This window comes from Pseudomonas syringae (assembly GCF_021605415.1).
GTDB classification, from domain to species: Bacteria; Pseudomonadota; Gammaproteobacteria; order Pseudomonadales; family Pseudomonadaceae; genus Aquipseudomonas; species Aquipseudomonas syringae_S.
This window is the reverse complement of the sequence record NZ_WKEQ01000009.1, coordinates 111,323-133,209: the sequence shown is the minus strand read 5'-3', so window position 1 is coordinate 133,209 and position 21,887 is coordinate 111,323. Positions and strand designations below refer to the sequence as shown.

Annotated in this window: 22 protein-coding genes and 1 other RNA gene; 10 read left to right on the top strand and 13 right to left on the bottom strand. The window is 60.2% G+C overall.

What is annotated here, in order from left to right; translation table 11 throughout:
- Nucleotides 1-5: 5 nt before the first annotated feature.
- Entirely contained in the window at nucleotides 6-470 is a 465-nt protein-coding gene (locus GIW69_RS08990; RefSeq protein ID WP_236481855.1) for an Lrp/AsnC family transcriptional regulator, read from the bottom strand.
- Between the two features lie 125 nt (nucleotides 471-595).
- Here GIW69_RS08990 and GIW69_RS08985 point away from each other — a divergent pair, with 125 nt between their 5' ends.
- The 3 genes from GIW69_RS08985 (at nucleotide 596) to GIW69_RS08975 (ending at nucleotide 3,221) form a co-directional block, all read left to right on the top strand.
- On the top strand, nucleotides 596-934 hold the full coding sequence (locus GIW69_RS08985) for an ACT-like domain-containing protein (RefSeq protein WP_236481854.1): 339 nt from the start codon (nucleotides 596-598) through the stop codon (nucleotides 932-934).
- Nucleotides 935-1,050: 116 nt separating this feature from the next.
- Complete coding sequence (gene tfpB / locus GIW69_RS08980) at nucleotides 1,051-2,835, top strand: type IV pilus assembly ATPase TfpB (RefSeq protein ID WP_236481852.1); 1,785 nt, start codon at nucleotides 1,051-1,053, stop codon at nucleotides 2,833-2,835.
- A 68-nt stretch (nucleotides 2,836-2,903) separates the two neighbouring features.
- Nucleotides 2,904-3,221: a DUF2388 domain-containing protein gene (locus tag GIW69_RS08975; protein WP_236481850.1), complete on the top strand. Its 318-nt coding sequence runs from the start codon at nucleotides 2,904-2,906 to the stop codon at nucleotides 3,219-3,221.
- Between the two features lie 82 nt (nucleotides 3,222-3,303).
- Here GIW69_RS08975 and gcvP read toward each other — a convergent pair whose 3' ends face one another.
- The 9 genes from gcvP to GIW69_RS08930 form a co-directional block, all read right to left on the bottom strand.
- Nucleotides 3,304-6,177, bottom strand: a complete 2,874-nt coding sequence (gene gcvP / locus GIW69_RS08970; protein ID WP_236481848.1) for an aminomethyl-transferring glycine dehydrogenase — start codon at nucleotides 6,175-6,177, stop codon at nucleotides 3,304-3,306.
- A 161-nt stretch (nucleotides 6,178-6,338) separates the two neighbouring features.
- Nucleotides 6,339-6,722, bottom strand: a complete 384-nt coding sequence (gcvH, locus tag GIW69_RS08965) for a glycine cleavage system protein GcvH (RefSeq protein WP_236481846.1) — start codon at nucleotides 6,720-6,722, stop codon at nucleotides 6,339-6,341.
- Nucleotides 6,723-6,771: 49 nt separating this feature from the next.
- Complete coding sequence (gene gcvT / locus GIW69_RS08960) at nucleotides 6,772-7,854, bottom strand: glycine cleavage system aminomethyltransferase GcvT (RefSeq protein WP_236481844.1); 1,083 nt, start codon at nucleotides 7,852-7,854, stop codon at nucleotides 6,772-6,774.
- Nucleotides 7,855-8,009: 155 nt separating this feature from the next.
- The gene (locus GIW69_RS08955; protein ID WP_236481843.1) at nucleotides 8,010-9,626 is read right to left on the bottom strand and encodes an ABC transporter permease; all 1,617 of its coding nucleotides are present in this window, start codon (nucleotides 9,624-9,626) and stop codon (nucleotides 8,010-8,012) included.
- A 130-nt stretch (nucleotides 9,627-9,756) separates the two neighbouring features.
- The gene (locus tag GIW69_RS08950; protein WP_236481841.1) at nucleotides 9,757-10,761 is read right to left on the bottom strand and encodes an extracellular solute-binding protein; all 1,005 of its coding nucleotides are present in this window, start codon (nucleotides 10,759-10,761) and stop codon (nucleotides 9,757-9,759) included.
- A 150-nt stretch (nucleotides 10,762-10,911) separates the two neighbouring features.
- A complete protein-coding gene (locus GIW69_RS08945; protein ID WP_236481928.1) occupies nucleotides 10,912-12,129 on the bottom strand; it encodes a 2-octaprenyl-3-methyl-6-methoxy-1,4-benzoquinol hydroxylase in 1,218 nt (405 codons plus the stop codon).
- A 106-nt stretch (nucleotides 12,130-12,235) separates the two neighbouring features.
- Nucleotides 12,236-13,423 (bottom strand): 2-octaprenyl-6-methoxyphenyl hydroxylase, encoded by a 1,188-nt coding sequence (gene ubiH / locus GIW69_RS08940; RefSeq protein WP_236481839.1) that lies wholly within the window; start codon nucleotides 13,421-13,423, stop codon nucleotides 12,236-12,238.
- Nucleotides 13,420-14,754, bottom strand: a complete 1,335-nt coding sequence (pepP, locus tag GIW69_RS08935; RefSeq protein ID WP_236481838.1) for a Xaa-Pro aminopeptidase — start codon at nucleotides 14,752-14,754, stop codon at nucleotides 13,420-13,422. The genes ubiH and pepP overlap by 4 nt, the downstream gene beginning before the upstream one ends.
- Before the next feature lie 25 nt (nucleotides 14,755-14,779).
- Nucleotides 14,780-15,337 carry a YecA/YgfB family protein gene (locus GIW69_RS08930; protein WP_236481836.1) on the bottom strand — a complete coding sequence of 186 codons (558 nt, stop codon included), beginning with the start codon at nucleotides 15,335-15,337 and terminating at the stop codon, nucleotides 14,780-14,782.
- A 124-nt stretch (nucleotides 15,338-15,461) separates the two neighbouring features.
- Between GIW69_RS08930 and GIW69_RS08925 the strand changes: the two genes are divergently transcribed.
- From GIW69_RS08925 to GIW69_RS08910, 4 genes are all read left to right on the top strand, one after another.
- Entirely contained in the window at nucleotides 15,462-15,671 is a 210-nt protein-coding gene (locus GIW69_RS08925) for a TIGR02449 family protein (RefSeq protein WP_003177365.1), read from the top strand.
- Nucleotides 15,668-15,985, top strand: coding sequence for a cell division protein ZapA (locus GIW69_RS08920; protein WP_236481834.1), 318 nt, complete (start codon nucleotides 15,668-15,670; stop codon nucleotides 15,983-15,985). Before GIW69_RS08925 ends, GIW69_RS08920 begins: the two co-directional genes overlap by 4 nt.
- Before the next feature lie 30 nt (nucleotides 15,986-16,015).
- Nucleotides 16,016-16,194, top strand: a non-coding RNA gene (ssrS, locus tag GIW69_RS08915) — 6S RNA.
- 84 nt (nucleotides 16,195-16,278) lie between these two features.
- On the top strand, nucleotides 16,279-16,884 hold the full coding sequence (locus tag GIW69_RS08910; protein ID WP_236481832.1) for a 5-formyltetrahydrofolate cyclo-ligase: 606 nt from the start codon (nucleotides 16,279-16,281) through the stop codon (nucleotides 16,882-16,884).
- A 35-nt stretch (nucleotides 16,885-16,919) separates the two neighbouring features.
- On the opposite strand, the gene GIW69_RS08905 is transcribed toward GIW69_RS08910, so the two are convergent.
- The gene (locus GIW69_RS08905) at nucleotides 16,920-17,075 is read right to left on the bottom strand and encodes a hypothetical protein (RefSeq protein ID WP_007911192.1); all 156 of its coding nucleotides are present in this window, start codon (nucleotides 17,073-17,075) and stop codon (nucleotides 16,920-16,922) included.
- A 197-nt stretch (nucleotides 17,076-17,272) separates the two neighbouring features.
- Here GIW69_RS08905 and GIW69_RS08900 point away from each other — a divergent pair, with 197 nt between their 5' ends.
- Nucleotides 17,273-17,725 carry an EVE domain-containing protein gene (locus GIW69_RS08900; RefSeq protein ID WP_236481831.1) on the top strand — a complete coding sequence of 151 codons (453 nt, stop codon included), beginning with the start codon at nucleotides 17,273-17,275 and terminating at the stop codon, nucleotides 17,723-17,725.
- A 140-nt stretch (nucleotides 17,726-17,865) separates the two neighbouring features.
- On the opposite strand, the gene GIW69_RS08895 is transcribed toward GIW69_RS08900, so the two are convergent.
- On the bottom strand, nucleotides 17,866-18,273 hold the full coding sequence (locus tag GIW69_RS08895) for a flagellar basal body-associated protein FliL (protein WP_236481829.1): 408 nt from the start codon (nucleotides 18,271-18,273) through the stop codon (nucleotides 17,866-17,868).
- A gap of 150 nt (nucleotides 18,274-18,423) precedes the next feature.
- On the opposite strand from GIW69_RS08895, the gene GIW69_RS08890 reads away from it, so the two are divergent.
- Both GIW69_RS08890 and glpT read left to right on the top strand, forming a co-directional pair.
- On the top strand, nucleotides 18,424-19,401 hold the full coding sequence (locus GIW69_RS08890; protein WP_236481827.1) for an NADPH:quinone oxidoreductase family protein: 978 nt from the start codon (nucleotides 18,424-18,426) through the stop codon (nucleotides 19,399-19,401).
- Between the two features lie 265 nt (nucleotides 19,402-19,666).
- A complete protein-coding gene (gene glpT / locus GIW69_RS08885; protein ID WP_236481825.1) occupies nucleotides 19,667-21,016 on the top strand; it encodes a glycerol-3-phosphate transporter in 1,350 nt (449 codons plus the stop codon).
- Here the strand turns inward: glpT and GIW69_RS08880 are convergent.
- Nucleotides 20,992-21,660, bottom strand: coding sequence for a gamma-glutamylcyclotransferase (locus GIW69_RS08880; protein ID WP_236481823.1), 669 nt, complete (start codon nucleotides 21,658-21,660; stop codon nucleotides 20,992-20,994). The genes glpT and GIW69_RS08880 overlap by 25 nt on opposite strands.
- Nucleotides 21,661-21,887: the final 227 nt, after the last annotated feature.

Sequence of the window (21,887 nt, the reverse complement as noted above, 5' to 3'; positions counted from 1 at the left end):
TACTCTCAGACCGGCAAACTAGTCGTCGACTTGATCTCCGACAGCGCTACGATCGAATTCACTTCCTGTATCCCCGGCACCAGCGACAGCTTCTCGAAGAAGAACCGCTCATACGCCTCGATGTCCGCCGCGACGATCCGTAGCAAAAAATCCACGGCCCCCATCAGCACATAACACTCCAGCACTTCCGGAAACCCGCGAATCGCCTCGGTGAATTCGGTGAAGTTCGAACGGCCGTGGGCGTTGAGTTTGATCTCGGCGAAGATCTGCGTGTTCAGGCCGATCTTCTTGCGATCAAGCAACGTCACTTGTCCGCGAATAATCCCCTCCTCTTTCATCCGCTGAATCCGTCGCCAGCACGGTGATTGCGAAAGGCCCACCTGCTCAGCGATCTGCGCGCTGGACAGCGAAGCGTCCTCTTGCAACAGAGCGAGAATGCGGCGGTCGTAAACATCCAGCTCGCTATGCATAAACAAGTCTCCAGTATGGGCGTTTCTGAATCATGTAATTCACCAGATCGTGAATACCGTCCATCTTAGATAAGAAATGCCCCGAGCCACGTGTAAAAATTTTTCCACTGTTTTGGAGACCGACCATGCCCCATCTTGAAGCTGTTAACTCGGCACCAATCCGCGCCGATGTCTGGAACGTCAACAACACCCACTGCCGCGTGCGCTATCAATTGCTGGCCGAAGCCGAACCGGATCTGCTGTGCCGGGCACTGAACCTGTTCGCCCTGCAGCTCCTGACGCCGCAACAGGTGAACGTCCAGCGCGAGGAGGACCTGCTGAGCATCGACATCGTCATCGATGGCCTGAGCTGGCACCGCGCCGAAGTGATCGGGGAGAAGTTGCGCAACCTGATCAGCGTCTGCTCGGTCGAGTTGAACAGCGCCAACTCGATGTGGGAAACGTCCGCTCAGGCTGTGGGCTGACAAAACTGGAAACGGCTTCGTCGGGTAGTGGCCCAACGGCTCACGACTGCACGACTATTCTTTGCCTGCGCGGTGCCGACACCGCGGTTTGCAGGATTGGTCATTCAGGAGCCCGCATGTCCGTTCAACTTGCCATTCAGGATCGCTGGCTCGATCTCAACGATGTGTTGCGAGAGCTGGTCACCCAAGGATTCATCAGCCAGGACTCGGCCGAGCAGGCGCTGAATGCGCGCCGCCGTAATGCCGCCCATGGTCAGCTGCACCCATTGGAGTTCATCGCCAGCCAGCAACTGGATGACCTCAGCCGTCCGGGTAAACACCTCGACCTCGAAACCCTGACTCTGTGGCTGGCACAACAGGCCGGCCAGCCTTACCTGCGCATCGACCCGTTGAAGATCAACGTCGCCGCCATCACGCCGCTCATGTCCTATGCCTTTGCCCAACGCCACAAGATTCTTGCCGTGGCCGTTGACCGTGATGCGGTGACGGTCGCCAGTGCCCAGCCCCATGTAAAAGGCTGGGAAGCCGACCTGACTCATGTCTTGAAGCTGCCAATCAAACGGGTCGTGGCCAATCCAGCGGACATCCAGCGTTTCAGCGTCGAGTTTTTCCGCCTCGCCAAATCGGTCAGCGGCGCCAGTAACAGCGATCAGCAAACCGGTAACCTCGGCAACTTCGAACAACTGCTCAACCTCGGCGCCAGCGATCAGGAGCCGGACGCCAATGACGCGCACATCGTCAACATCGTCGACTGGCTGTTCCAGTACGCCTTCCAGCAGCGAGCCAGCGATATTCATATCGAGCCACGTCGCGAACAGGGAACCGTGCGTTTTCGCATCGACGGCGTGTTGCACAACGCCTATCAATTCCCGCCGCAAGTGACGATGGCCATCGTCAGTCGCCTGAAAAGCCTGGGAAGGATGAATGTCGCGGAAAAGCGCAAACCCCAGGATGGTCGGGTCAAGACCAAGACCCCGGACGGCGGCGAAGTGGAATTGCGGCTATCGACGCTACCTACCGCGTTCGGCGAAAAAATGGTCATGCGGATCTTCGACCCCGACGTATTGCTCAAGGATTTCGATCAGCTCGGCTTTTCCGCTGACGACCTGCGCCGCTGGCAGGACATGACGCGTCAGCCGAACGGCATCATCCTCGTCACCGGCCCCACCGGTTCGGGCAAGACCACCACGCTGTATACCACCCTGAAAAAACTGGCGACGCCTGAGGTCAATCTCTGCACTATCGAAGACCCGATCGAAATGGTCGAGCCGGCCTTCAACCAGATGCAGGTGCAACACAACATCGACCTGACCTTTGCCGCCGGCGTACGGGCGCTGATGCGACAGGATCCGGACATCATCATGATCGGCGAGATCCGCGATCTCGAAACCGCTGAAATGGCGATACAGGCGGCGCTCACCGGTCACCTGGTGCTGTCGACGTTGCACACCAACGATGCGCCGAGCGCGATCAGTCGACTGCTCGAACTGGGTGTGCCGCATTACCTGATCAAAGCCACCGTACTCGGCGTCATGGCCCAGCGTTTGGTGCGCACGCTGTGTCCACACTGCAAGGCGCCGCTGACCCTGGACGAGGACGACTGGCAAACCCTGACCCGGCCTTGGCAAGCGCCGTTACCGAGCAACGCACAACGGGCCATCGGTTGCCTGGAGTGCCGCGATACCGGCTATCACGGGCGCGCCGGGGTTTACGAGATCATGCAATTGAGCGATGGCCTGAAAGCCTTGATCCACCATGACACCGATCTCACGGCGATTCGCCGCCAGGCCTTTAAAGAAGGCATGCGCAGCTTGCGACTGTCCGGTGCGCAGAAAGTAGCGGCCGGGCTGACCACCGTTGAAGAAGTGTTGCGGGTAACGCCACAGAGCGAGCAGAAATAAGCGATCACGGAACTCGATCCGCTCAATGGCTATCCAACGCCGTAGTCAATCCTCCACGGAGTCACCCCATGCGTTTCAAATTCGCTGTCGCCACCGTCGCGCTGCTGTCCCTGCCTGTTGGTTCGGCCATGGCCGACAGCTTTTGGCGTAACGTCATCTCCTCCGGCGCCACGACCGGTTCGACTTACCTGACCTTCAAGGATCATAAACTGGTCGTCGCCGCCCAAGACGACGCCGGCAGCTTCGTCGCCAGCGACGGCGGCATCCGCGGCCCGTATCTTGAAGCCGCCATGCAAAAAGTCCGCGCCGACAACCCGGGCTTACAGGCCACGGACATGGAACTGGCGAACGCGATCCTGGCGAAAAACGCCGTGGCGTCGGAATAATCAAAAGCAAAAGATCGCAGCCTGCGGCAGTGCCTACAGTAATCGTGTGTAGGCGTTGCCGGAGGCTGCGATCTTTTGATCTTCAGCGGTAATCCTCCACCGGCACGCACGCGCAATACAGATTGCGGTCGCCGTACACATTGTCGACGCGGTTCACCGCCGGCCAATACTTGTGCAACCGGGTATGCGCATCCGGCGTCACGCCTTGCTCGATGCTATATGGCCGCTCCCACACACCGGTGACATCGGCCAGGGTATGCGGTGCACGTTTGAGCGGGTTGTCTTCCGCCGGCCAGGTGCCGTTCTGCACTTCGGTGATTTCGGCGCGGATACGCAACATGGCGCCAATGAAGCGATCCAGCTCAGCCTTTGACTCGCTTTCGGTCGGTTCGACCATCAAAGTCCCAGGCACTGGAAATGACATGGTCGGTGCATGGAAACCGTAATCCATCAGCCGTTTTGCCACGTCCTCCTCGCTGATACCGGTTTGTGCCTTGAGCGGCCGCAAATCGAGAATGCATTCGTGGGCCACTCGCCCGTTACGGCCGGTGTACAGCACCGGAAAAGCCCCCGACAAATGCTGTGCCACGTAATTCGCCGCCAGGATCGCCACTTCGCTGGCGTCCGCCAGTTGCGGCCCCATCATGGCGATGTACATCCAGCTGATCGGCAAAATGCTCGCACTGCCCCACGGCGCCGCACTGACCGCGCCGTTCTGCGGCTGCGGGCCATCGATCGGTACCACCGGGTGGTTGGCCACAAATGGCGCCAGATGCGCGCGCACACCAATCGGCCCCATGCCCGGCCCACCGCCACCGTGGGGAATGCAGAACGTCTTGTGCAGATTCATGTGCGAGACGTCGGCGCCGATGTCGGCGGGCCGGGTCAATCCTACTTGCGCGTTAAGGTTGGCACCGTCCATGTACACCTGGCCGCCGTGCTTGTGGATAACGTCGCAGATTTCACTGATGCCTTCTTCGTACACGCCGTGGGTCGACGGGTACGTGGCCATCAGGCACGACAGTCTGTCGTTGGACTCGGCAGCCTTGGCTTTCAGATCCTCAAGATCGACGTTGCCCGCCTCGTCGCACTCGACGATGACCACGCGCATCCCGGCCATTTGCGCCGATGCCGGATTGGTACCGTGAGCCGACGATGGAATCAGGCAAATATCCCGCCCGCCCTGCTGGCGGCTTTCGTGGTATTTGCGAATCGCCAACAGCCCTGCGTACTCGCCCTGAGCGCCGGAGTTGGGCTGCATGCAGATGGCATCGAACCCGGTGATCGCGCAGAGCCAACGCTCCAATTCTTCGATCATCAGCGTATAACCCGCCGCCTGCTCCCGGGGCACAAATGGATGCAGATTGGCGAATTGCGGCCAGGTGATCGGAATCATTTCGCTGGTGGCGTTGAGTTTCATCGTGCAGGAACCCAACGGGATCATCGACTGGTTGAGCGCCAGATCCTTGTTTTCCAGTTGCTTGAGGTAGCGCAGCATTTCGGTTTCGCTGTGGTGAGCGTTGAACACCGGATGGCGCAGGTACGGCGTGCGCCTTTGCAGATCGACCGGGATCCCGGACGACAAAGGTTCGCCATCAAGATCCTCGACGCTCAAGCCGTGATCGGCGCCGAGCAGCACGTCGAACAATTGGGCGACGGTGGTTTCATCGCAGGTTTCGTCGAGACTCAGGCCCAATCGCCCGCGCCCGAGAATGCGCAGGTTGATTTGGGCGGCCCGGGCGCTTTCGATGATCGCCGTTTGCGCGCCGCCGACGTCCAGGGTCAGGGTGTCGAAAAATTGCGCGTTTAGCCGCTGAATACCGTGGCGTTCCAGCCCCGCCGCCAGAATGCAGGTCAGACGATGCACGCGCTGGGCGATTCGTTTGAGCCCTTCCGGGCCGTGGTAAACCGCGTAACAACTGGCGATGTTGGCGAGCAGCACCTGGGCGGTGCAGATGTTCGAATTGGCCTTCTCCCGGCGGATGTGTTGCTCACGGGTTTGCAGGGCCATGCGCAGCGCGACGTCGCCGCGAGCGTCTTTCGACACGCCGATGATGCGTCCGGGAATTGCTCGTTTGTATTCCTCACGACTGGCGAAAAACGCCGCATGAGGCCCGCCGTAGCCCATCGGCACACCAAAACGCTGGGATGACCCGAACACCACGTCGGCGCCGAGTTCGCCCGGCGGGGTCAGCAGTAAAAGGCTCAACAGATCGGTCGCGACGCAGGCCAGCGCCTGTTGTGCGTGCAGCTGATCGATCAACGGGCGCAGATCGCGGATCTCGCCGTGAGTATCGGGATATTGCAGCAGCGCGCCGAACACGTCGTGCTGCTTCAAGTTATCCACAGCGTCGACGATCAGCTCGAAGCCGAAGCCTTCGGCGCGGGTCTGCACCACGGAAATGGTTTGCGGATGACAGTTTTCGTCGACGAAAAACAGGTTGCTCTTCGATTTGGCGACACGCTTCGCCAAGGCCATGGCTTCCGCGGCGGCAGTGGCTTCGTCCAGCAGCGAGGCATTCGCCAGTTCGAGGCCGGTGAGGTCGATGGTCAGTTGCTGGAAGTTGAGCAGCGCCTCGAGCCGACCCTGGGCGATTTCCGGTTGATAGGGCGTGTACGCGGTGTACCAGCCTGGATTTTCCAGCACGTTGCGCAAGATGACGGTCGGCGTGAGGGTGCCGTGGTAGCCCATGCCGATCAGGCTGGTCCAGACCTGGTTCTGCTCGGCATAGCCGCGCAGTCTGGCCAGCGCTGCTTGCTCGTCGAGTGCCGGCGGCAACTCCAGTGCGCGGTTGAAGCGGATGCCCGGTGGCACGGTCTGCTCGATCAATTCGACCCGGCTGCCGAGGCCGAGGCTGTCGAGCATCGCCTGCTGCTCGGCAGCGTCGGGGCCGAGGTGGCGGCGCAGGAAAGCATGGGGGTCGCGTAACTGGCTCAGGGACGGCAACTGGGACATGACGGGCTCTCTCTGGTCTGGCGCTCGGCGTCAATGCATCACGGTCAAACCAGCATAGCAGTCACCCTGAAAGTCAAAAGATCGCGGCCTTCGGCAGCGATCTTTTGATCTTCGAAAAAAAACCCCGAAAAAATCGGGGCTTTTGAGTTCACACGAAAAACTTACTCGCCAATGGCAGCCTTGTAACCCGCCGCATCGAGCAGCTTGTCCAGCTCGGACGCGTCGCTTGGCTTGATCTTGAAGATCCAGGCCTCATACGGCGCGTTGTTAAGCTCTTCCGGCGAATTGGCCAGTTCTTCATTGATCGCGATGACTTCACCGCTGATCGGCGAATAAATATCGGAGGCCGCTTTCACCGACTCAACCACACCGGACTGATCACCGGCAGAGAAAACCTTGCCGACTTCAGTCAACTCAACAAACACCACATCACCCAGCGCTTCCTGCGCGTGATCGCTGATGCCCACTGTGACGGTGCCGTCGGCTTCCAGACGCGCCCATTCGTGACTTTCGGCAAAACGCAGTTCGGCGGGGATATTGCTCATGTTCGGTGTCCTCAACAATTAGGTCAGCGGTCGTGCCCGCCGGAAAAGGTTAGATCAAGGTTTTGCCATGGCGTACGAAAGTCGGTCTGACCACACGTACCGGATACCACTTGCCACGGATTTCCACTTCGGCGCGGTCGGCAGTTGCCATCGGTACACGCGCCAGGGCAATCGACTTGCTAAGCGTAGGAGAGAAACTACCACTGGTGATCTCCCCTTCGCCAACATCGGCGATCCGGACAACTTGATGAGCGCGCAGAACCCCGCGCTCCTCCAGCACCAGACCGACCAGTTTGTGCTGTACGCCAGCGGCTTTTTCCGCCTCCAGAGCGCTGCGACCGATGAACTGTCGCGACACCGGTTGCCAGGCGATGCTCCAGGCCATGTTCGAGGCCAGCGGCGAAATGTCCTGATGAATGTCCTGACCGTAGAGGTTCATGCCGGCCTCGACGCGCAAGGTATCGCGCGCACCAAGACCAATCGGAGATATTCCCGCGCCAACGAGGTCGTTGAAAAAACCCGGCGCCTGATCGGCCGGCAGGACGATTTCGAGGCCGTCTTCACCGGTATAGCCGGTGCGCGCGATAAACCAGTCGCCGTCGGCGCGGCCTTCGAATGGCTTGAGCTGCTGGATCAGGCTGGCGCGGGACTGGGTCACCAGTTCGGCGATCCTGTTTCGGGCTTGCGGGCCTTGAATCGCGAGCATTGCCAGTTCGGCGCGCTCGTGCAATTGAACGTCGTAGCCCTCGAGATGCGCCTGCATCCAGGCCAGATCCTGATCGCGGGTGGACGCATTGACCACCAGACGATAAGCGTCATCGAGGCGATAGACGATCATGTCGTCGACGATGCCGCCGCGCTCGTTGAGCATGGTGCTATAGAGCGCGCGGCCGGGCTCGGCCAAGCGTTCGACGTCATTGGCCAGCAATTGCTGAAGCCAGGCCTTGGCCTGGGCGCCGGTGACATCGATCACGGTCATGTGGGAAACATCGAACACCCCGCAATCGCGGCGCACCTGATGGTGTTCCTCGACCTGCGAGCCGTAGTGCAAAGGCATGTCCCAACCGCCAAAATCGACCATCTTCGCGCCGAGAGCGAGATGAAGGTCATACAGAGGCGTACGCTGTCCCATGGGTTTCTCCTTCCGGGCGTGGCGAAGGTGCGGACAGCCGCTGCAACGACGAAAACCCGGCAAAACAAGGCTTGCAGTCGATCTCAGCGAAAAAGTCTGTCAGACGAACCGCACCGAATGCCGCGCATTGTAGCCGCATGATTCAGGACTGACGACTAAGTGTTTCGATGCGCCGAGCGACGGATCAGGCCGACGACCGGCAACAATCCGACCAGCACCAGGGTCAGGGCCGGCAGCGACGCCCGCGCCCATTCGCCTTCGCTGGTCATTTCAAAGATGCGCACGGCCAGCGTGTCCCAGCCGAACGGGCGCATCAGCAGGGTGGCGGGCATTTCCTTGAGCACATCGACGAACACCAGCAAGGCCGCGCTCAAGGTGCCCGGCAGCAACAGCGGCAGATACACTTTGAAAAACAGTCGCGGCCCACTGACACCCAGACTGCGTGCCGCTTCGGGCAAAGATGGCCGTATACGCGCCAGGCTACTTTCGAGCGGCCCATACGCCACCGCAATAAACCGCACCAGATACGCCAGTAACAAGGCCGACAGGCTGCCCAACAGCAACGGCTTGCCGGTTCCACCCAGCCAGCCCGACAACGGGATCACCAGTTCTCGATCCAGATAACTGAACGCCAGCATGATCGACACCGCCAGCACCGATCCGGGCAAGGCATAGCCGAGATTGGCCAGACTGACCCCGGAGCGGATGGCCCGGGTCGGCGCCAGTCGACCAGCAAACGCGAGCAGCAGCGCGACACTCACAGTGATCAATGCGGCCATCGCGCCCAGATAAAGCGTGTGAACAATCAGTCCGGTGTAGCGTTCATCCAGATCGAAGCGCCCGCGCTGCCAGAACCACACCACCAATTGCAGCACGGGAATGACGAACGCACAGGCGAACACCAAGGCGCACCAGCCCGTCGCCGCAAATGCCTTGATTCCACGCAGGTGATACAGCGCTTTCACGCGCGGGCGTTCGTTACTCGCCCGATTTGCGCCACGGGCACGGCGCTCGCCGTAGAGAACGAGCATCACCACCAGCAGCAACAGGCTGGCCAGTTGCGCGGCGCTGGACAGGCTGAAGAAGCCGTACCAGGTTTTGTAGATGGCGGTGGTGAACGTGTCGAAGTTGAACACCGACACAGCACCGAAATCCGCCAGGGTTTCCATCAGTGCCAACGCCACGCCTGCACCGATGGCCGGTCGCGCCATCGGCAACGCCACACGCCAGAATGCCTGCCACGGCGATTGCCCCAACACCCGCGCCGCTTCCATCAAACCTTTGCCTTGGGCGAGAAACGCGGTGCGCGCCAACAGATAGACGTAGGGATAAAAAACCAGCACCAGCACCACAATCACCCCGCCAGTCGAGCGCACCCGGGGCAGGCGCAAGCCGCTGCCGAACACTTCGCGCAGCAGGGTTTGCACCGGGCCGGCGAAATCCAGCAAGCCAACGAAGACGAAGGCCAGCACGTAAGCCGGGATCGCAAACGGCAGCATCAGCGCCCAATCGAGCCAGCGCCGGCCGGGAAATTCGCAGAGGCTGGTGAGCCAGGCCAGACTCACGCCCAGTAACGTCACGCCGGCACCGACGCCGATCACCAGTGTCAGGGTGTTGCCCAGCAGGCGCGGCATCTGGGTTTCCCACAGGTGCGACCAGATTTGCGCATCAATGGTTTGCCACGACAGCAGCAGGACGCTGAGGGGCAGCAGCACCAGAGCGGCGATGGCGAAGACGATGGGATACCAGCGGCGTTGGGCGGGGTGGGCCAAAGACAAGCTCTCGTGCGAGAAAGGGTGGAGAGTGAGGAGAACGCAAAAGATCGCAGCCTTCGGCAGCCCTACAGATCAAGTGTAGGAGCTCCCGAAAGCTGCGATCTTTCGCGTTGTTAAAACAATAAACTCAGTTCCAACCGGCCCGATCCATCATCCGAATCGCTTCAGCCTGGCGCTTACCCGCCACTTCCACTGGCAACGTATCGGCCACGAACTGCCCCCACGCCGCCACTTCATCGGAAGGTTTCACGGCCGGGTTGGCCGGGAATTCCTGGTTCACATCAGCAAAAATCTTCTGTGCTTCCGGGGTGGTCATCCACTCCACCAACGCCTTGGCCGCCTCCGGATGCGGTGCATGTTTGGTCAAACCGATGCCCGACAAATTGACGTGCACACCGCGATCCGCCTGGTTCGGCCAGAACAGTTTCACTGGCAGATCCGGCTTTTGCTTGTGCAGGCGACCGTAGTAATAGGTATTGACGATGCCGACGTCGCACTGGCCGGCGGCAATCGCTTCGAGCACGGCGACGTCGTCGGAGAAGACGTCGGTAGACAGGTTGTTGACCCAGCCCTTGAGGATTTTCTCGGTCTGCGGCGCGCCGTGGACTTCGATCATGGTGGCGGTCAGTGACTGGTTGTAGACCTTCTTCGCCGTACGCAGGCACAGCCGCCCTTCCCAGTTCTTGTCGGCAAGCGCTTCGTAAGTGGTCAGCTCGCCCGCTTTCACCCGGTCGGTCGAATAGGCGATGGTGCGCGCACGCAGGCTCAGACCCGTCCAGGCGTGAGTGGATGAGCGATATTGCGACGGAATGTTGCTGTCGATGGTGCTGGAGGTGAACGGCTGAAGGATGCCCATCTGCTCGGCTTGCCACAGGTTGCCGGCATCGACGGTCAGCAGCAGGTCGGCGGTGGCGTTTTCGCCTTCGGCCTTGATCCGCTGCATCAGTGGCGCCTCCTTGTCGGTGATGAATTTGATCTTCACCCCGGTTTTCGCGGTGTAGGCGTCGAATACCGGTTTGATCAATTCGTCGATGCGCGAGGAGTAAACCACCACCTCGTCGGCGGCCTGGGCAGCGGTGCTGCCGATCAGGGTCAGGGCCAGTGCGGTCAGAAGACGCTTGGGTGCCAACATGGGAGCGGTCTCTCGATGGGGAAATGTGGGCCAAATGATAAGGACTCACATTTACCACCACAATCGAACACTGTTCGAAGGCGTTACGAGATGTTGCGCGACCACCCTGTAGGAACTGCCGCAGCCTGCGCCTACAGGGGTGGATGGCTTTCAGGGTTTGGCGAGGATTGGGAGATCGCCGGTCAGCCCCAGCGCCTCACGTACAAACAATGCCTTGGCCTCTGGCATCTGCTCGACAATTTTCAACCCGGTATTGCGTAACCAGCGCAGCGGCAGCGGATCGGCCTGGAACAAGCGCTCGAAGCCTTCCATCGCCGCCATCAGCGCCAAGTTGTGCGGCATGCGCCGACGCTCGTAACGGCTCAACACTTTCACATCCGCCAACCGCTCGCCGCGCTCAACCGCTTGCAACAAGACTTCGGCGAGCACCGCCGCATCGAGGAATCCCAGGTTCACGCCCTGCCCCGCCAGCGGATGGATGGTGTGCGCGGCATCGCCGATCAGCGCCAGGCCTTCGGCCACGTAACGCTTGGCATGACGCTGACGCAGCGGCACGCACAGGCGCGGGTCAGCGCTGATCACGTCACCGAGGCAGCCTTCGAACGCGCGCTCCAGCTCACGGCAAAACGCCTCGTCATCCAGCGCCATCAGCCGTTCGGCTTCGCTCGGCGTGGTCGACCAGACAATCGAACACCAGTCCTGCCGACCCTCACGTTCCAGCGGCAGAAACGCCAGCGGCCCGTGATCGGTGAAGCGTTGCCACGCCGTCATTTGATGCGGCTTGCTGCTGCGCACGCTGGTGACGATGGCGTGGTGCAGATAATCCCACTCGCGGGTGGCGACGCCGGTCAGACGGCGCACGGCGGAATTGGCGCCGTCTGCCGCAATCACCAGCGGTGCACGCAGCGTGCGGCCGTCGGCCAGGGTCAACAGCCACTCGTCACCGGAACGACGCATTTGCTCAAGTCGCGCATTGGCGAGCATGCCCAGATCGCAATCGTGCAAACGATCCAGCAAAGCATCTTGCACCACGCGGTTTTCGACGATATGACCGAGCACTTCAGCGTGGACGCTGCTCGCCGAAAAATGAATCTGCCCGGTGCCGCTGCCGTCCCAGACATGCATGTCGGTGTAAGGGCTGCTGCGCCGTCTGGCAATTCCATCCCACACGCCGAGACGTTCGAGAATTCGCTGGCTCGCCGCTGACAAGGCACTCACTCGCGGCTCGAACGGCGCATCAGTATCAAACGGTTTGACGCTCAGCGGACTGCCGTCGAGCAGCAGGACATTCAGCCCGCTGCCCTGCAACGCCAGCGCCAAGGCACTGCCGACCATTCCGGCACCGACAATCAGCAGATCTGCGCGCATTTCCATGCTTTAAGCCTGTCTCGCTTGCGGCTTGAGCCGCATGTAAAGGGTTTTTCCGACCGGCGTCAGAGACGCTGTCATGAGAATGAATGTGCTTATGGATCCGTCATGCATCCGGCCGCGTCCCCAGCCCCATGGCCTGGCGGGCAAACCAGCGCTTGGCCGGCGGGAGCAGATCGAGGCCGAGCAAACCAATGTTGCGACCGATCGACACCAGCGGCTGTGTGCTGCCGAACAGGCGGGTGACCTGATCGGAGAAACCGACGGTGAGGTTCTGATCCAGACGCTGGCGCTCGCGATAAGCCTGCAACGTGGCAAAGTCGCCGAGCGGCTTGTCGCTTGCCAGCAGCGCATCGGCCAAGGCTTGCGCATCGCGCAGGGACAGGTTGAAACCCTGCCCGGCAATCGGGTGCAGGCTGTGGGCGGCGTTGCCGAGCACGGCCAGATGCGGGCGCACCTGCTCTTCGGCTTCCACCAGGGTCAGCGGATACAGGTGCCGGGCGCCGACTTGTTTCAAGGTGCCGAGGCGGTAGCCAAACACGCCTTGCAGTTCGCCAAGGAAATCACGTTCGCTCAATGCTGCGAGGCGTTGCGCGTCCATACCCAGTCGTGTCCAGACCAGTGCGCAGCGGTTGTCCGGCAACGGCAGCAAGGCCATCGGGCCTTCGTCGGTGAAACGCTCGAAGGCCATGCCGTTGTGCGCTTCGCTCGGGGTGATGTTGGCGATCAGCGCACTCTGGTTGTACGGACGCTTGCGCACGTTGATGCCCAATTGCTCGCGCAGGCCGGAACGGCCGCCATCAGCCAGCACCGCGAGGTCGCATTCAAAAGTGGTTTCATCGTTGAGGGTCAGGCGATAGCCGTCGCTCAACGGTTCCATGCGCGTGACTTCGGCCGGACAACGCCAAGTGATGACGTCTTTGTCGAGGTGCTGCCACAGGCACTGGCCGAGCCAGGCATTTTCTACCACGTAACCGAGCGCCGGCACGCCCTCTTCCATCGCTGACAAACGCGCGGTGGAAAAGCGGCCACGGTCGGACACATGGATTTGTTTGATCGGCTCGGCGCGGCGGGAAATTTCCTGCCACACGCCGAGGCGCTGATAAATCTGCCGGGCGCCAAACGACAGCGCGGAAGAACGGGCGTCGTAGCTCGGCTGCCAGCCATCGCCGGGGGCGAACGGTTCGATCAGCACGATGTTCCAGCCACGGGCCTTGGCCCCGGCCTGTAACGCGAGCGCCAGACTGGCGCCAACCAGACCGCCACCGATGATTGCCAGATTGACTCGACTCATGCCGCGTGCGCCCGTGCCTGCGCCATCAGGGCTTCGATCTCGGCGACGGTTTTCGGCACGCCATGGGTCAGGATTTCACAGCCGGTCTTGGTCACTACCACGTCGTCCTCGATGCGCACGCCAATGCCGCGCCATTTTTTCGCTACGTTCCGATTGTCCGGGGCGATGTAAATGCCCGGTTCGACGGTCAACGCCATGCCGACTTCCAGCACGCGCCATTCGCCACCGACTCTGTATTCGCCAACGTCATGCACATCCATGCCCAGCCAATGGCCGGCGCGGTGCATGTAAAACGCCTTGTAGGCTTCGCTTGCGATCAACGCATCGACGTCACCTTGCAACAATCCCAACTTCACCAGACCGGATGTAATCACCCGGACCGTCGCTTCGTGCGCCTGATTCCAGTGCTTGTTCGGGGCGATTTCGGCGAAAGCGGCTTCTTGCGAGGCCAGCACCAGTTCGTAAATCGCCTTCTGTTCGGGTGAAAACTTACCGTTGACCGGCCAGGTGCGAGTGATGTCGCTGGCGTAGCAATCGATTTCGCAACCGGCATCGATCAACACCAGATCGCCATCCTTGAGCACGGCGTCATTCTGCTGGTAATGCAGGATGCAGCTGTTGCGTCCGGCAGCGACGATCGAGCCATACGCCGGCATCTTCGCGCCACCCTTGCGGAATTCATAATCGAGTTCGGCTTCGAGGCTGAACTCGTGCAGCCCGGCACGACTGGCCTGCATCGCACGGATGTGAGCCTGGGCAGAAATCCGCGCGGCTTCGCGCATCACCTTCACTTCTGCGGCCGATTTATACAGGCGCATGTCGTGCAGCAGATGATCCAGGGCAACAAATTCGTTCGGCGGCTGGGCGCCCAGATGCGCCTTGGAGCGGATCACGTTGATCCAGTCCATCAGGTGCCGGTCGAACTCGGGATTGCTGCCCATCGCCGAATACACCCGGTCGCGGCCTTCGATCAGGCCCGGCAGGATGTCGTCAATGTCAGTGATCGGGAACGCGTCGTCGGCACCGTACTCGCTGATCGCGCCTTCCTGACCAGCACGAATGCCGTCCCACAATTCACGTTCGGCATTGCGTTCGCGGCAGAAGAGCACGTACTCGCCGTGTTCGCGCCCGGGCATCAGGACGATGACAGCCTGAGGCTCGGGAAAACCGCTGAGGTACTGGAAATCGCTGTCCTGACGGTAGACGTGCTCGACGTCACGGTTGCGGATGGCGACTGCGGCGGCGGGCAGGATGGCGATGCTGTTGGGTTCCATCTGCGCCATCAAGGCCTTGCGGCGACGGCTGTATTCCGCTTTCGGGATATGAATCATGGGCAGATGGCGATCCCTTCTTTAATCAATGCAGCGACGGTTTGGCCGGCGCTTCGTCGGTTTTCTTGGTCTCGGTGAACAGCAGCAGCGGCGCGACACGCAGGTATTCCATGACTTCCATGTAGTCGCTTTCGCCGTCTTCGGACTCTTCCAGGGCATCTTGCACCTGGGAGATCGCTGCCAGATCCTGCAACACTTCGGTGGCTTCGGTGCTCAGCATGCTGCTGTCACGGCAGTTCAGGCCAAAACCGCTGAGGAAGCCCTGGCACCACTCGCCCAGCGCGGCGGCGCGATCCGCCAGCGGCGCGTCATCGGTCGGCAGCAACAGAACAACGGTAACGTCGTCGCCGGTCAGCTCGCCTTTAACCATTTCCTGCAAGCCGATCAGGGCGTTGCGGACGTTGTCCTTGATCTCGCCTTCGAGCAGCTCGGCGGCATCGATCAGCCAGCCCTCGGCTTCAAAACCGGCACCGGCGCAGCTGCGTCCGAGCAGTTGGCCATGCAATTCGGCAGGCGAGACGTTGTGGCCGCTGGAGGTCAGCAAAGTGGCGAAGGCTTGGTACGGGGAATTCTGAATGGTCATGGGCAGCTAGGCGCCAGACGGCGCTATGTCTAGAATGAAGGCCTTGTATCCTACATCGACAGACCGGCCAAGACTATTAAAGGCTGTCCGCCGGCTATCACCTCCGTCAGACACAGTGGACACAATGGAAGACACCGACCTGCAAGCGCTGATGGCCAGACTCGAATTGCTGATTGATCGAGTCGAGCAACTAAAGAGTCAAAACGGACTCTTACTAGCTCAGGAAAAGACCTGGCGCGAGGAACGCGCTCACCTCATTGAAAAAAATGAAATCGCCCGGCGTAAGGTCGAATCGATGATTTCGCGCCTCAAGGCCCTGGAGCAAGACTCATGAGTTCAAGCAATAGCGTTACCGTGCAGATCCTCGACAAAGAATATTCGATCATTTGCCCGCAGGAAGAACGCAGCAATCTGGTCAGCGCCGCACGCTACCTCGATGGCAAGATGCGCGAGATCCGCAGCAGCGGCAAAGTCATTGGTGCCGATCGCATTGCCGTGATGGCCGCGCTGAACATCACCCACGACCTCTTGCACAATCAAGAGCGCCCGGACATGCAGGCCAGCGGTTCGACACGTGAGCAGGTGCGTGACTTGCTCGATCGTGTCGATCTGGTGCTCGCCACCGATCCGGACGTCAGCAAGGGCTGATTCACTCGACCGCTTGAGGTATACTCGCCCCACTCCCTGGGGTGCTTGCCAGTTGACGATGTCCCGGAGCCGATTCGCACTACCCTGGAAGTTGCACGTTGGGCTGGTGTGCATGTCCGCTAGACGGAAAGCCTTAAAGTCTACTGCTTCTTCCACCTTGAACTTTCGGGTTCAAGGGCTGAGTTGACAGCGGTTCATCCGGGGAGCCTGATTCAAAAAAGCCGATGCCGGTTCATGCCGGCATCGGCTTTTTTATGCGTACGTTTTCGTCCCCATCCTGCCGAAGCCGAACCATGACCGAACTCGCGCTACTGCCCCGTCCGCAACTCCGTCGCCTGCTGCGCAAGGCGCGCCGCGCGTTGACACCCAGTCAGCAACGCCATGCCGCCGAAGGGCTGTACAAGCAAATGGCGCAGAGTCCGCAATTCCGCCGCGCCAGACACATTTCCCTCTACCTGCCCACCGACGGTGAAATCGATCCGCGCCTGTTGCTGCGTGCGGCTCAGCGTCGAGGCAAGGCGACATACCTGCCCGTGCTCAGCGCCTGGCCGCGAACCAAAATGGTCTTTCAACGCATCCGCCCCGGCGAAAAGCTCAAGCCCAACCGCTTCCGTATTCTTGAACCGCGCGTGAACCCGGCCCGCCAACGCAGAATCTGGGCGCTGGATCTGGTGCTGCTACCGTTGGTGGGTTTCGATGATGTCGGCGGACGCCTGGGGATGGGCGGCGGCTTTTATGACCGCAGCCTCGCCTACCTGGCGCGCCGGCAGAATTGGCGCAAGCCGACGCTGCTGGGTCTGGCTCATGAATGTCAGAAAGTCGAACGCCTGGCGCAGGCCAGCTGGGATGTACCGTTGCAAGGCACGGTCACTGACAAGAAATGGTATTTCGCGGGATAGACGCCGCAGGCTTCAGCGGCGTCGGGAAGGCAGTGTCAGCGCTTGAAAGCTGTCGACTGTTGTACCTGTTGCGCCACTTCAATCGGCGCATCGGCCTTGTTGGCCCACAGACTTTGCGCGTAACCGGTGGTCACAACGCCCAGGCCGAACAAAATAACCAAAGTCCATAGCAAATCCGGTTTGCGTTTCATCGATTGCCCCCCTCAAGGCACATCATCACGATGACAGCAGCGGTTTCCGTTTGTTGGCCGTGCAGCAGCGTCAAGCTTTAAAGGCCGGCATTTTGCGACAACGTGACCCTGTGCGCAAATGCTGACGTCAACCGACTGTCGGTTTGTCATAAAATTGCCGGACAACTTGCCCAATTACCCCGCGAGGAGCAAAACCCATGGCCTATTGGCTGATGAAATCCGAGCCTGACGAGCTCTCGATCAAAGGCCTGGAGAAACTGGGCAAGGCGCGCTGGGACGGGGTTCGCAACTATCAGGCGCGCAATTTCCTTCGGGCGATGGCGGTTGGCGATGAGTTCTTTTTTTACCATTCCAGCTGCCCGGAGCCGGGAATTGCCGGGATTGGCAAGATTATTGAGGCGGCTTATGCGGATCCGACGGCGCTGGAACCCGAAAGCCAGTACTTCGATCCGAAAGCCACGCCGGAGAAAAATGCCTGGAGTGCGATTGATGTCGAGCATGTCGAGACGTTTGGCCGGGTGCTCAAGCTTGATTATCTGAAACAGCAGACGGCACTCGCCGAAATGCCGCTGGTGCAGAAGGGCTCGCGGTTGTCGGTGATGCCGGTGACGGCTGAGCAATGGGCGGCGGTGATTGCGCTCAAGCCGTAGGTCGCTTTTCGGCGGTCAAAATGCAATCGCTGGCAAGCCAGCTCCCACAGGATTTGCGGTGAAACATATTATCGTGATCGCCGCTGATCCGTGTGGGAGCTGGCTTGCCAGCGATGAGGCCAGCCCGGACAGCAGAGGCCTTATTGAATGATCAGATTGTTGAACAGCAAATCCTCAACCACCGGCTTGCCGGTTTCGTCATTCATCACTTGCTGGGTCTGCTTCAACGCTTCCTGACGCAGCTTTTCCTTGGCCTCGACGTTGTTCATCGTCTCAGTGGTCTGCTGGGCAAACAGCGCCACCAGCTGATTACGGATCAGCGGTTCGTTGGCCTTGACCAGTTTGCTCGATTCTTCCCCGGTCACACGCAGCGCAATGTCGGCCTTGTAGACCTTGAGCTTCGGCGTGCCGTCCAGTCCGTAGTTACCGACGAACGGCGGGCTCAGGGTGATGTAGTTGACCTTCGGCGCCTCGCCTTCTTTGGCCTCTTCGGCCAGCGCTGCCACAGGCAGAGACAGGGCCAGCAACAACATGATCCACGCTTTCACAATTCGCTCCTTATCCGGTTTGCGGCCTAGCATAACGACCCGCCGCGCAAGCACAAGCTTATGGCTGGCTATCAGGGTCGGGCATGCTCGTTGACCCGTTGATTCACACACCTACACTTATCGGCCATCACTCCCAAAGGAATAGCCCTGATGAAAGCCGTGCTGTGCAAAGCCTTCGGCCCTGCCGAATCGCTGGTGCTGGAAGACGTCGCCAGTCCTGTCGCCAAGAAGAATGAAATCCTGCTGGACGTGCACGCTTCCGGGGTCAACTTCCCGGACACGCTAATCATCGAGGGCAAATACCAGTTCAAGCCGCCCTTTCCGTTTTCCCCGGGTGGCGAAGCGGCAGGCGTGGTCAGCGCCGTGGGTGAAAAGGTCAGCCACCTCAAGGTCGGCGACCGGGTCATGGCGCTGACTGGCTGGGGCAGCTTTGCCGAGCAGGTCGCGGTGCCGGGTTACAACGTCCTGCCGATCCCGGCGTCGATGGACTTCAACACCGCCGCCGCGTTCAGCATGACGTACGGCACCTCGATGCACGCGCTCAAACAGCGCGGCAATCTCCAGCCGGGTGAAACCCTGCTGGTGCTCGGCGCCTCCGGCGGCGTTGGCCTGGCGGCGGTGGAAATCGGCAAAGCCATGGGCGCCCGGGTCATCGCGGCCGCCAGCAGCGCAGAGAAGCTCGCCGTGGCCAAGGCTGCCGGCGCCGATGAACTGATCAATTACACAGAAGCCAGCCTCAAGGACGAAATCAAACGCCTCACCGACGGCCAAGGCGCCGATGTGATTTACGACCCGGTCGGCGGTGACCTCTTCGACCAGGCCATCCGCTCCATCGCCTGGAACGGTCGCCTGCTGGTGGTCGGCTTCGCCAGCGGACGCATTCCCGAACTGCCGGTCAACCTCGCCTTGCTCAAGGGCGCAGCCGTGGTCGGCGTTTTTTGGGGCTCCTTCGCCCAGCGCCAGCCGCAGGACAACGCGGCAAACTTTCAGCAACTGTTCGGTTGGTTTGCCGAAGGCAAGTTGAAGCCGCTGGTGTCGCAGGTGTATCCACTGGGCAATGCGGCGCAGGCGATCAATGACCTCGGGCAGCGCAAGGCTGTGGGCAAGGTCGTGGTGCAGGTGCGCTAAGTCGGCAAGCGGTCTGATTACTAGAGTGACGGTCAGATCGCTGTTTCTCAAAGCACTGCCCTACAACCGCCAAAAAATTGCCCGTCACAGCGTGGAAGTAACAATCCCTACCGCGTGCGTTATTACATCTGAGCGACATGTTCATAAAAGAACGTGCGACTTCCAACATTTCCGCTTTTTTGTCGATGCGAATCGATGCTATTTTCGGTAACGAAACTGTAACATTCACTTCCGCAGTCAAAACAAGAAAATCTGGAGCTCTTGAATGTTTGCCTTCTTTCGTCCCGCCGCACATCAGGCGCCCCTGCCTGAAGAAAAAATAGACAGCACTTACCGACGCCTGCGCTGGCAGATTTTCGCCGGTATCTTTATTGGCTACGCGGGTTATTACCTGCTGCGCAAGAACTTTTCCCTGGCCATGCCCTACCTGATCGACGAGGGTTACACCCGTGGCGAACTGGGGCTGGCGATGTCGGCCATCGCCATTGCTTATGGCTTGTCGAAGTTCCTCATGGGCCTGGTGTCCGACCGTTCCAACCCGCGCTATTTCCTGCCGTTCGGCCTGTTGGTCTCGGCGGGGGTGATGTTCATTTTCGGTTTCGCGCCGTGGGCAACGTCCAGCGTGACCATGATGTTCATTCTGCTGTTCATCAACGGCTGGGCCCAAGGCATGGGCTGGCCGCCAAGTGGCCGGACGATGGTGCACTGGTGGTCGCAGAAAGAACGCGGCGGCGTCGTGTCGGTGTGGAACGTGGCGCATAACGTCGGCGGCGGCCTGATCGGTCCGTTGTTCCTGATCGGCATGGGCCTGTTCAACGACTGGCACTCGGCATTCTACGTGCCGGCAGCGGTGGCGCTGGCGGTGGCGGCGTTTGCCTTCATCACCATGCGCGACACCCCGCAGTCGGTTGGCCTGCCGCCGATCGAGAAGTACAAGAACGATTACCCGGAAGGCTATGACGCCAGCCACGAAGACGAATTCAGCGCCAAGGAAATCTTCGTCAAATACGTGCTGCGCAACAAAATGCTTTGGTACATCGCCATGGCCAACGTCTTCGTCTATCTGCTGCGCTATGGCGTGCTGGACTGGGCGCCGACCTACCTCAAGGAAGCCAAGGGTTTCACCGTGGATAAAACCTCGTGGGCCTATTTCTTCTATGAGTGGGCGGGGATTCCGGGCACGCTGCTGTGCGGCTGGATGTCGGACAAGATCTTCCGTGGCAACCGTGGCCTGACCGGCATGGTGTTCATGGCATTGGTGACAGTCGCGACACTGGTTTACTGGCTGAACCCGGCCGGTCACCCGACCGTCGACATGATCGCGCTGTTCTCCATCGGCTTCCTGATCTATGGCCCGGTCATGCTGATCGGCCTGCAAGCCCTGGAACTGGCGCCGAAGAAAGCTGCGGGAACCGCTGCGGGGTTCACCGGCCTGTTCGGTTACTTGGGTGGTTCAGTCGCGGCAAGCGCGGCGATGGGCTACACCGTCGACCATTTCGGTTGGGATGGCGGTTTCATCCTGCTGGTGAGCGCTTGCCTGCTGGCAATGGCGTTCCTCGCTCCCACCTTGTGGCACAAGCAAGTCGCCAGTCAGAGCCGCGAAGCTGTCGCTTGATCGGCCTGTGATTTACAGCGCTTGAGCCGCGCCTCCAGATTTCGATCCGGCATGGCGTGGCTGCGCAGGGCGTGGGCGGTCTGCTCGACATAATCGCGAGTGGTGCCGTAACGCCCGCAAGCGCTTTCGAACACTTGGCTCAGCACGTGATCCGGCAAGTTGCCGGCATAGCTGGGCAGGTGTCGCTCCAATACGAATCCCAAGGCTTGAACCTGACTGCCGTCCGCGAGCCGACAATTGAGCCAGTGCGGGCGATAGGACGGGAATGGCATCTCGCGTTTCCACAGTGCGTAAAGCGAACTGTCGATATTGTCTTCGGGCAGTCGATAGGCAAATCCGCTGCACGAGCCGCCGCGATCCAGACCGAATACCAGCCCGGGCATTTCCGGCGTGCCACGGTGTTCGTGCGACCACAGATACAAACCGCGATGGTAGCCATGTACGCGAGCGCGAACCCGTTCCACCGCCGTGCATTCGGGCCGCCAGATCAGCGACCCGTAAGCGAACAGCCACACCGGCCCGCCCTTGTGGCGCGCCATCGTCGATTGCATGGAAGCAAGCAGTTGTTCGTGCGTCAGCTGCGGCCCAAGATCGAGCCGCGGGGGATAAGCCAGGTTCAGAATTGCAGATTCAATGGCGCTCATGGCGAATAGCGTTCAGCTCCCCGCGGGTGATGAATTACTTAATAGAACGCACCGCTGTAACAATAAGGCACATATGTTTTAAGGCAATTTAAGTGCCATGGCACAGATATTAAATAATTGCCTGATAGGTATATAACCTAGCGGTATTTAGCCACTTTTATAAATACCGATCCGCTATATATGCAGTTATAAGTGCAGGAGCTGCCGCAGCCTGCGGCAGCTCTTTC

What these genes read in the sequence shown, in the direction of transcription:
- GIW69_RS08890 (WP_236481827.1), top strand. Translation starts at nt 18,424, where the DNA reads ATGAAAGCCGTGCTGTGCAAAGCCTTCGGCCCTGCCGAATCGCTGGTG.
- GIW69_RS08950 (WP_236481841.1), bottom strand. Translation starts at nt 10,761, where the DNA reads ATGTTGGCACCCAAGCGTCTTCTGACCGCACTGGCCCTGACCCTGATC.
- GIW69_RS08930 (WP_236481836.1), bottom strand. Translation starts at nt 15,337, where the DNA reads ATGACCATTCAGAATTCCCCGTACCAAGCCTTCGCCACTTTGCTGACC.
- GIW69_RS08925 (WP_003177365.1), top strand. Translation starts at nt 15,462, where the DNA reads ATGGAAGACACCGACCTGCAAGCGCTGATGGCCAGACTCGAATTGCTG.
- pepP (WP_236481838.1), bottom strand. Translation starts at nt 14,754, where the DNA reads ATGATTCATATCCCGAAAGCGGAATACAGCCGTCGCCGCAAGGCCTTG.
- GIW69_RS08975 (WP_236481850.1), top strand. Translation starts at nt 2,904, where the DNA reads ATGCGTTTCAAATTCGCTGTCGCCACCGTCGCGCTGCTGTCCCTGCCT.
- gcvT (WP_236481844.1), bottom strand. Translation starts at nt 7,854, where the DNA reads ATGGGACAGCGTACGCCTCTGTATGACCTTCATCTCGCTCTCGGCGCG.
- GIW69_RS08900 (WP_236481831.1), top strand. Translation starts at nt 17,273, where the DNA reads ATGGCCTATTGGCTGATGAAATCCGAGCCTGACGAGCTCTCGATCAAA.
- tfpB (WP_236481852.1), top strand. Translation starts at nt 1,051, where the DNA reads ATGTCCGTTCAACTTGCCATTCAGGATCGCTGGCTCGATCTCAACGAT.
- glpT (WP_236481825.1), top strand. Translation starts at nt 19,667, where the DNA reads ATGTTTGCCTTCTTTCGTCCCGCCGCACATCAGGCGCCCCTGCCTGAA.
- gcvP (WP_236481848.1), bottom strand. Translation starts at nt 6,177, where the DNA reads ATGTCCCAGTTGCCGTCCCTGAGCCAGTTACGCGACCCCCATGCTTTC.
- GIW69_RS08945 (WP_236481928.1), bottom strand. Translation starts at nt 12,129, where the DNA reads ATGCGCGCAGATCTGCTGATTGTCGGTGCCGGAATGGTCGGCAGTGCC.
- GIW69_RS08990 (WP_236481855.1), bottom strand. Translation starts at nt 470, where the DNA reads ATGCATAGCGAGCTGGATGTTTACGACCGCCGCATTCTCGCTCTGTTG.
- GIW69_RS08985 (WP_236481854.1), top strand. Translation starts at nt 596, where the DNA reads ATGCCCCATCTTGAAGCTGTTAACTCGGCACCAATCCGCGCCGATGTC.
- GIW69_RS08905 (WP_007911192.1), bottom strand. Translation starts at nt 17,075, where the DNA reads ATGAAACGCAAACCGGATTTGCTATGGACTTTGGTTATTTTGTTCGGC.
- GIW69_RS08920 (WP_236481834.1), top strand. Translation starts at nt 15,668, where the DNA reads ATGAGTTCAAGCAATAGCGTTACCGTGCAGATCCTCGACAAAGAATAT.
- ubiH (WP_236481839.1), bottom strand. Translation starts at nt 13,423, where the DNA reads ATGAGTCGAGTCAATCTGGCAATCATCGGTGGCGGTCTGGTTGGCGCC.
- gcvH (WP_236481846.1), bottom strand. Translation starts at nt 6,722, where the DNA reads ATGAGCAATATCCCCGCCGAACTGCGTTTTGCCGAAAGTCACGAATGG.
- GIW69_RS08880 (WP_236481823.1), bottom strand. Translation starts at nt 21,660, where the DNA reads ATGAGCGCCATTGAATCTGCAATTCTGAACCTGGCTTATCCCCCGCGG.
- GIW69_RS08910 (WP_236481832.1), top strand. Translation starts at nt 16,279, where the DNA reads ATGACCGAACTCGCGCTACTGCCCCGTCCGCAACTCCGTCGCCTGCTG.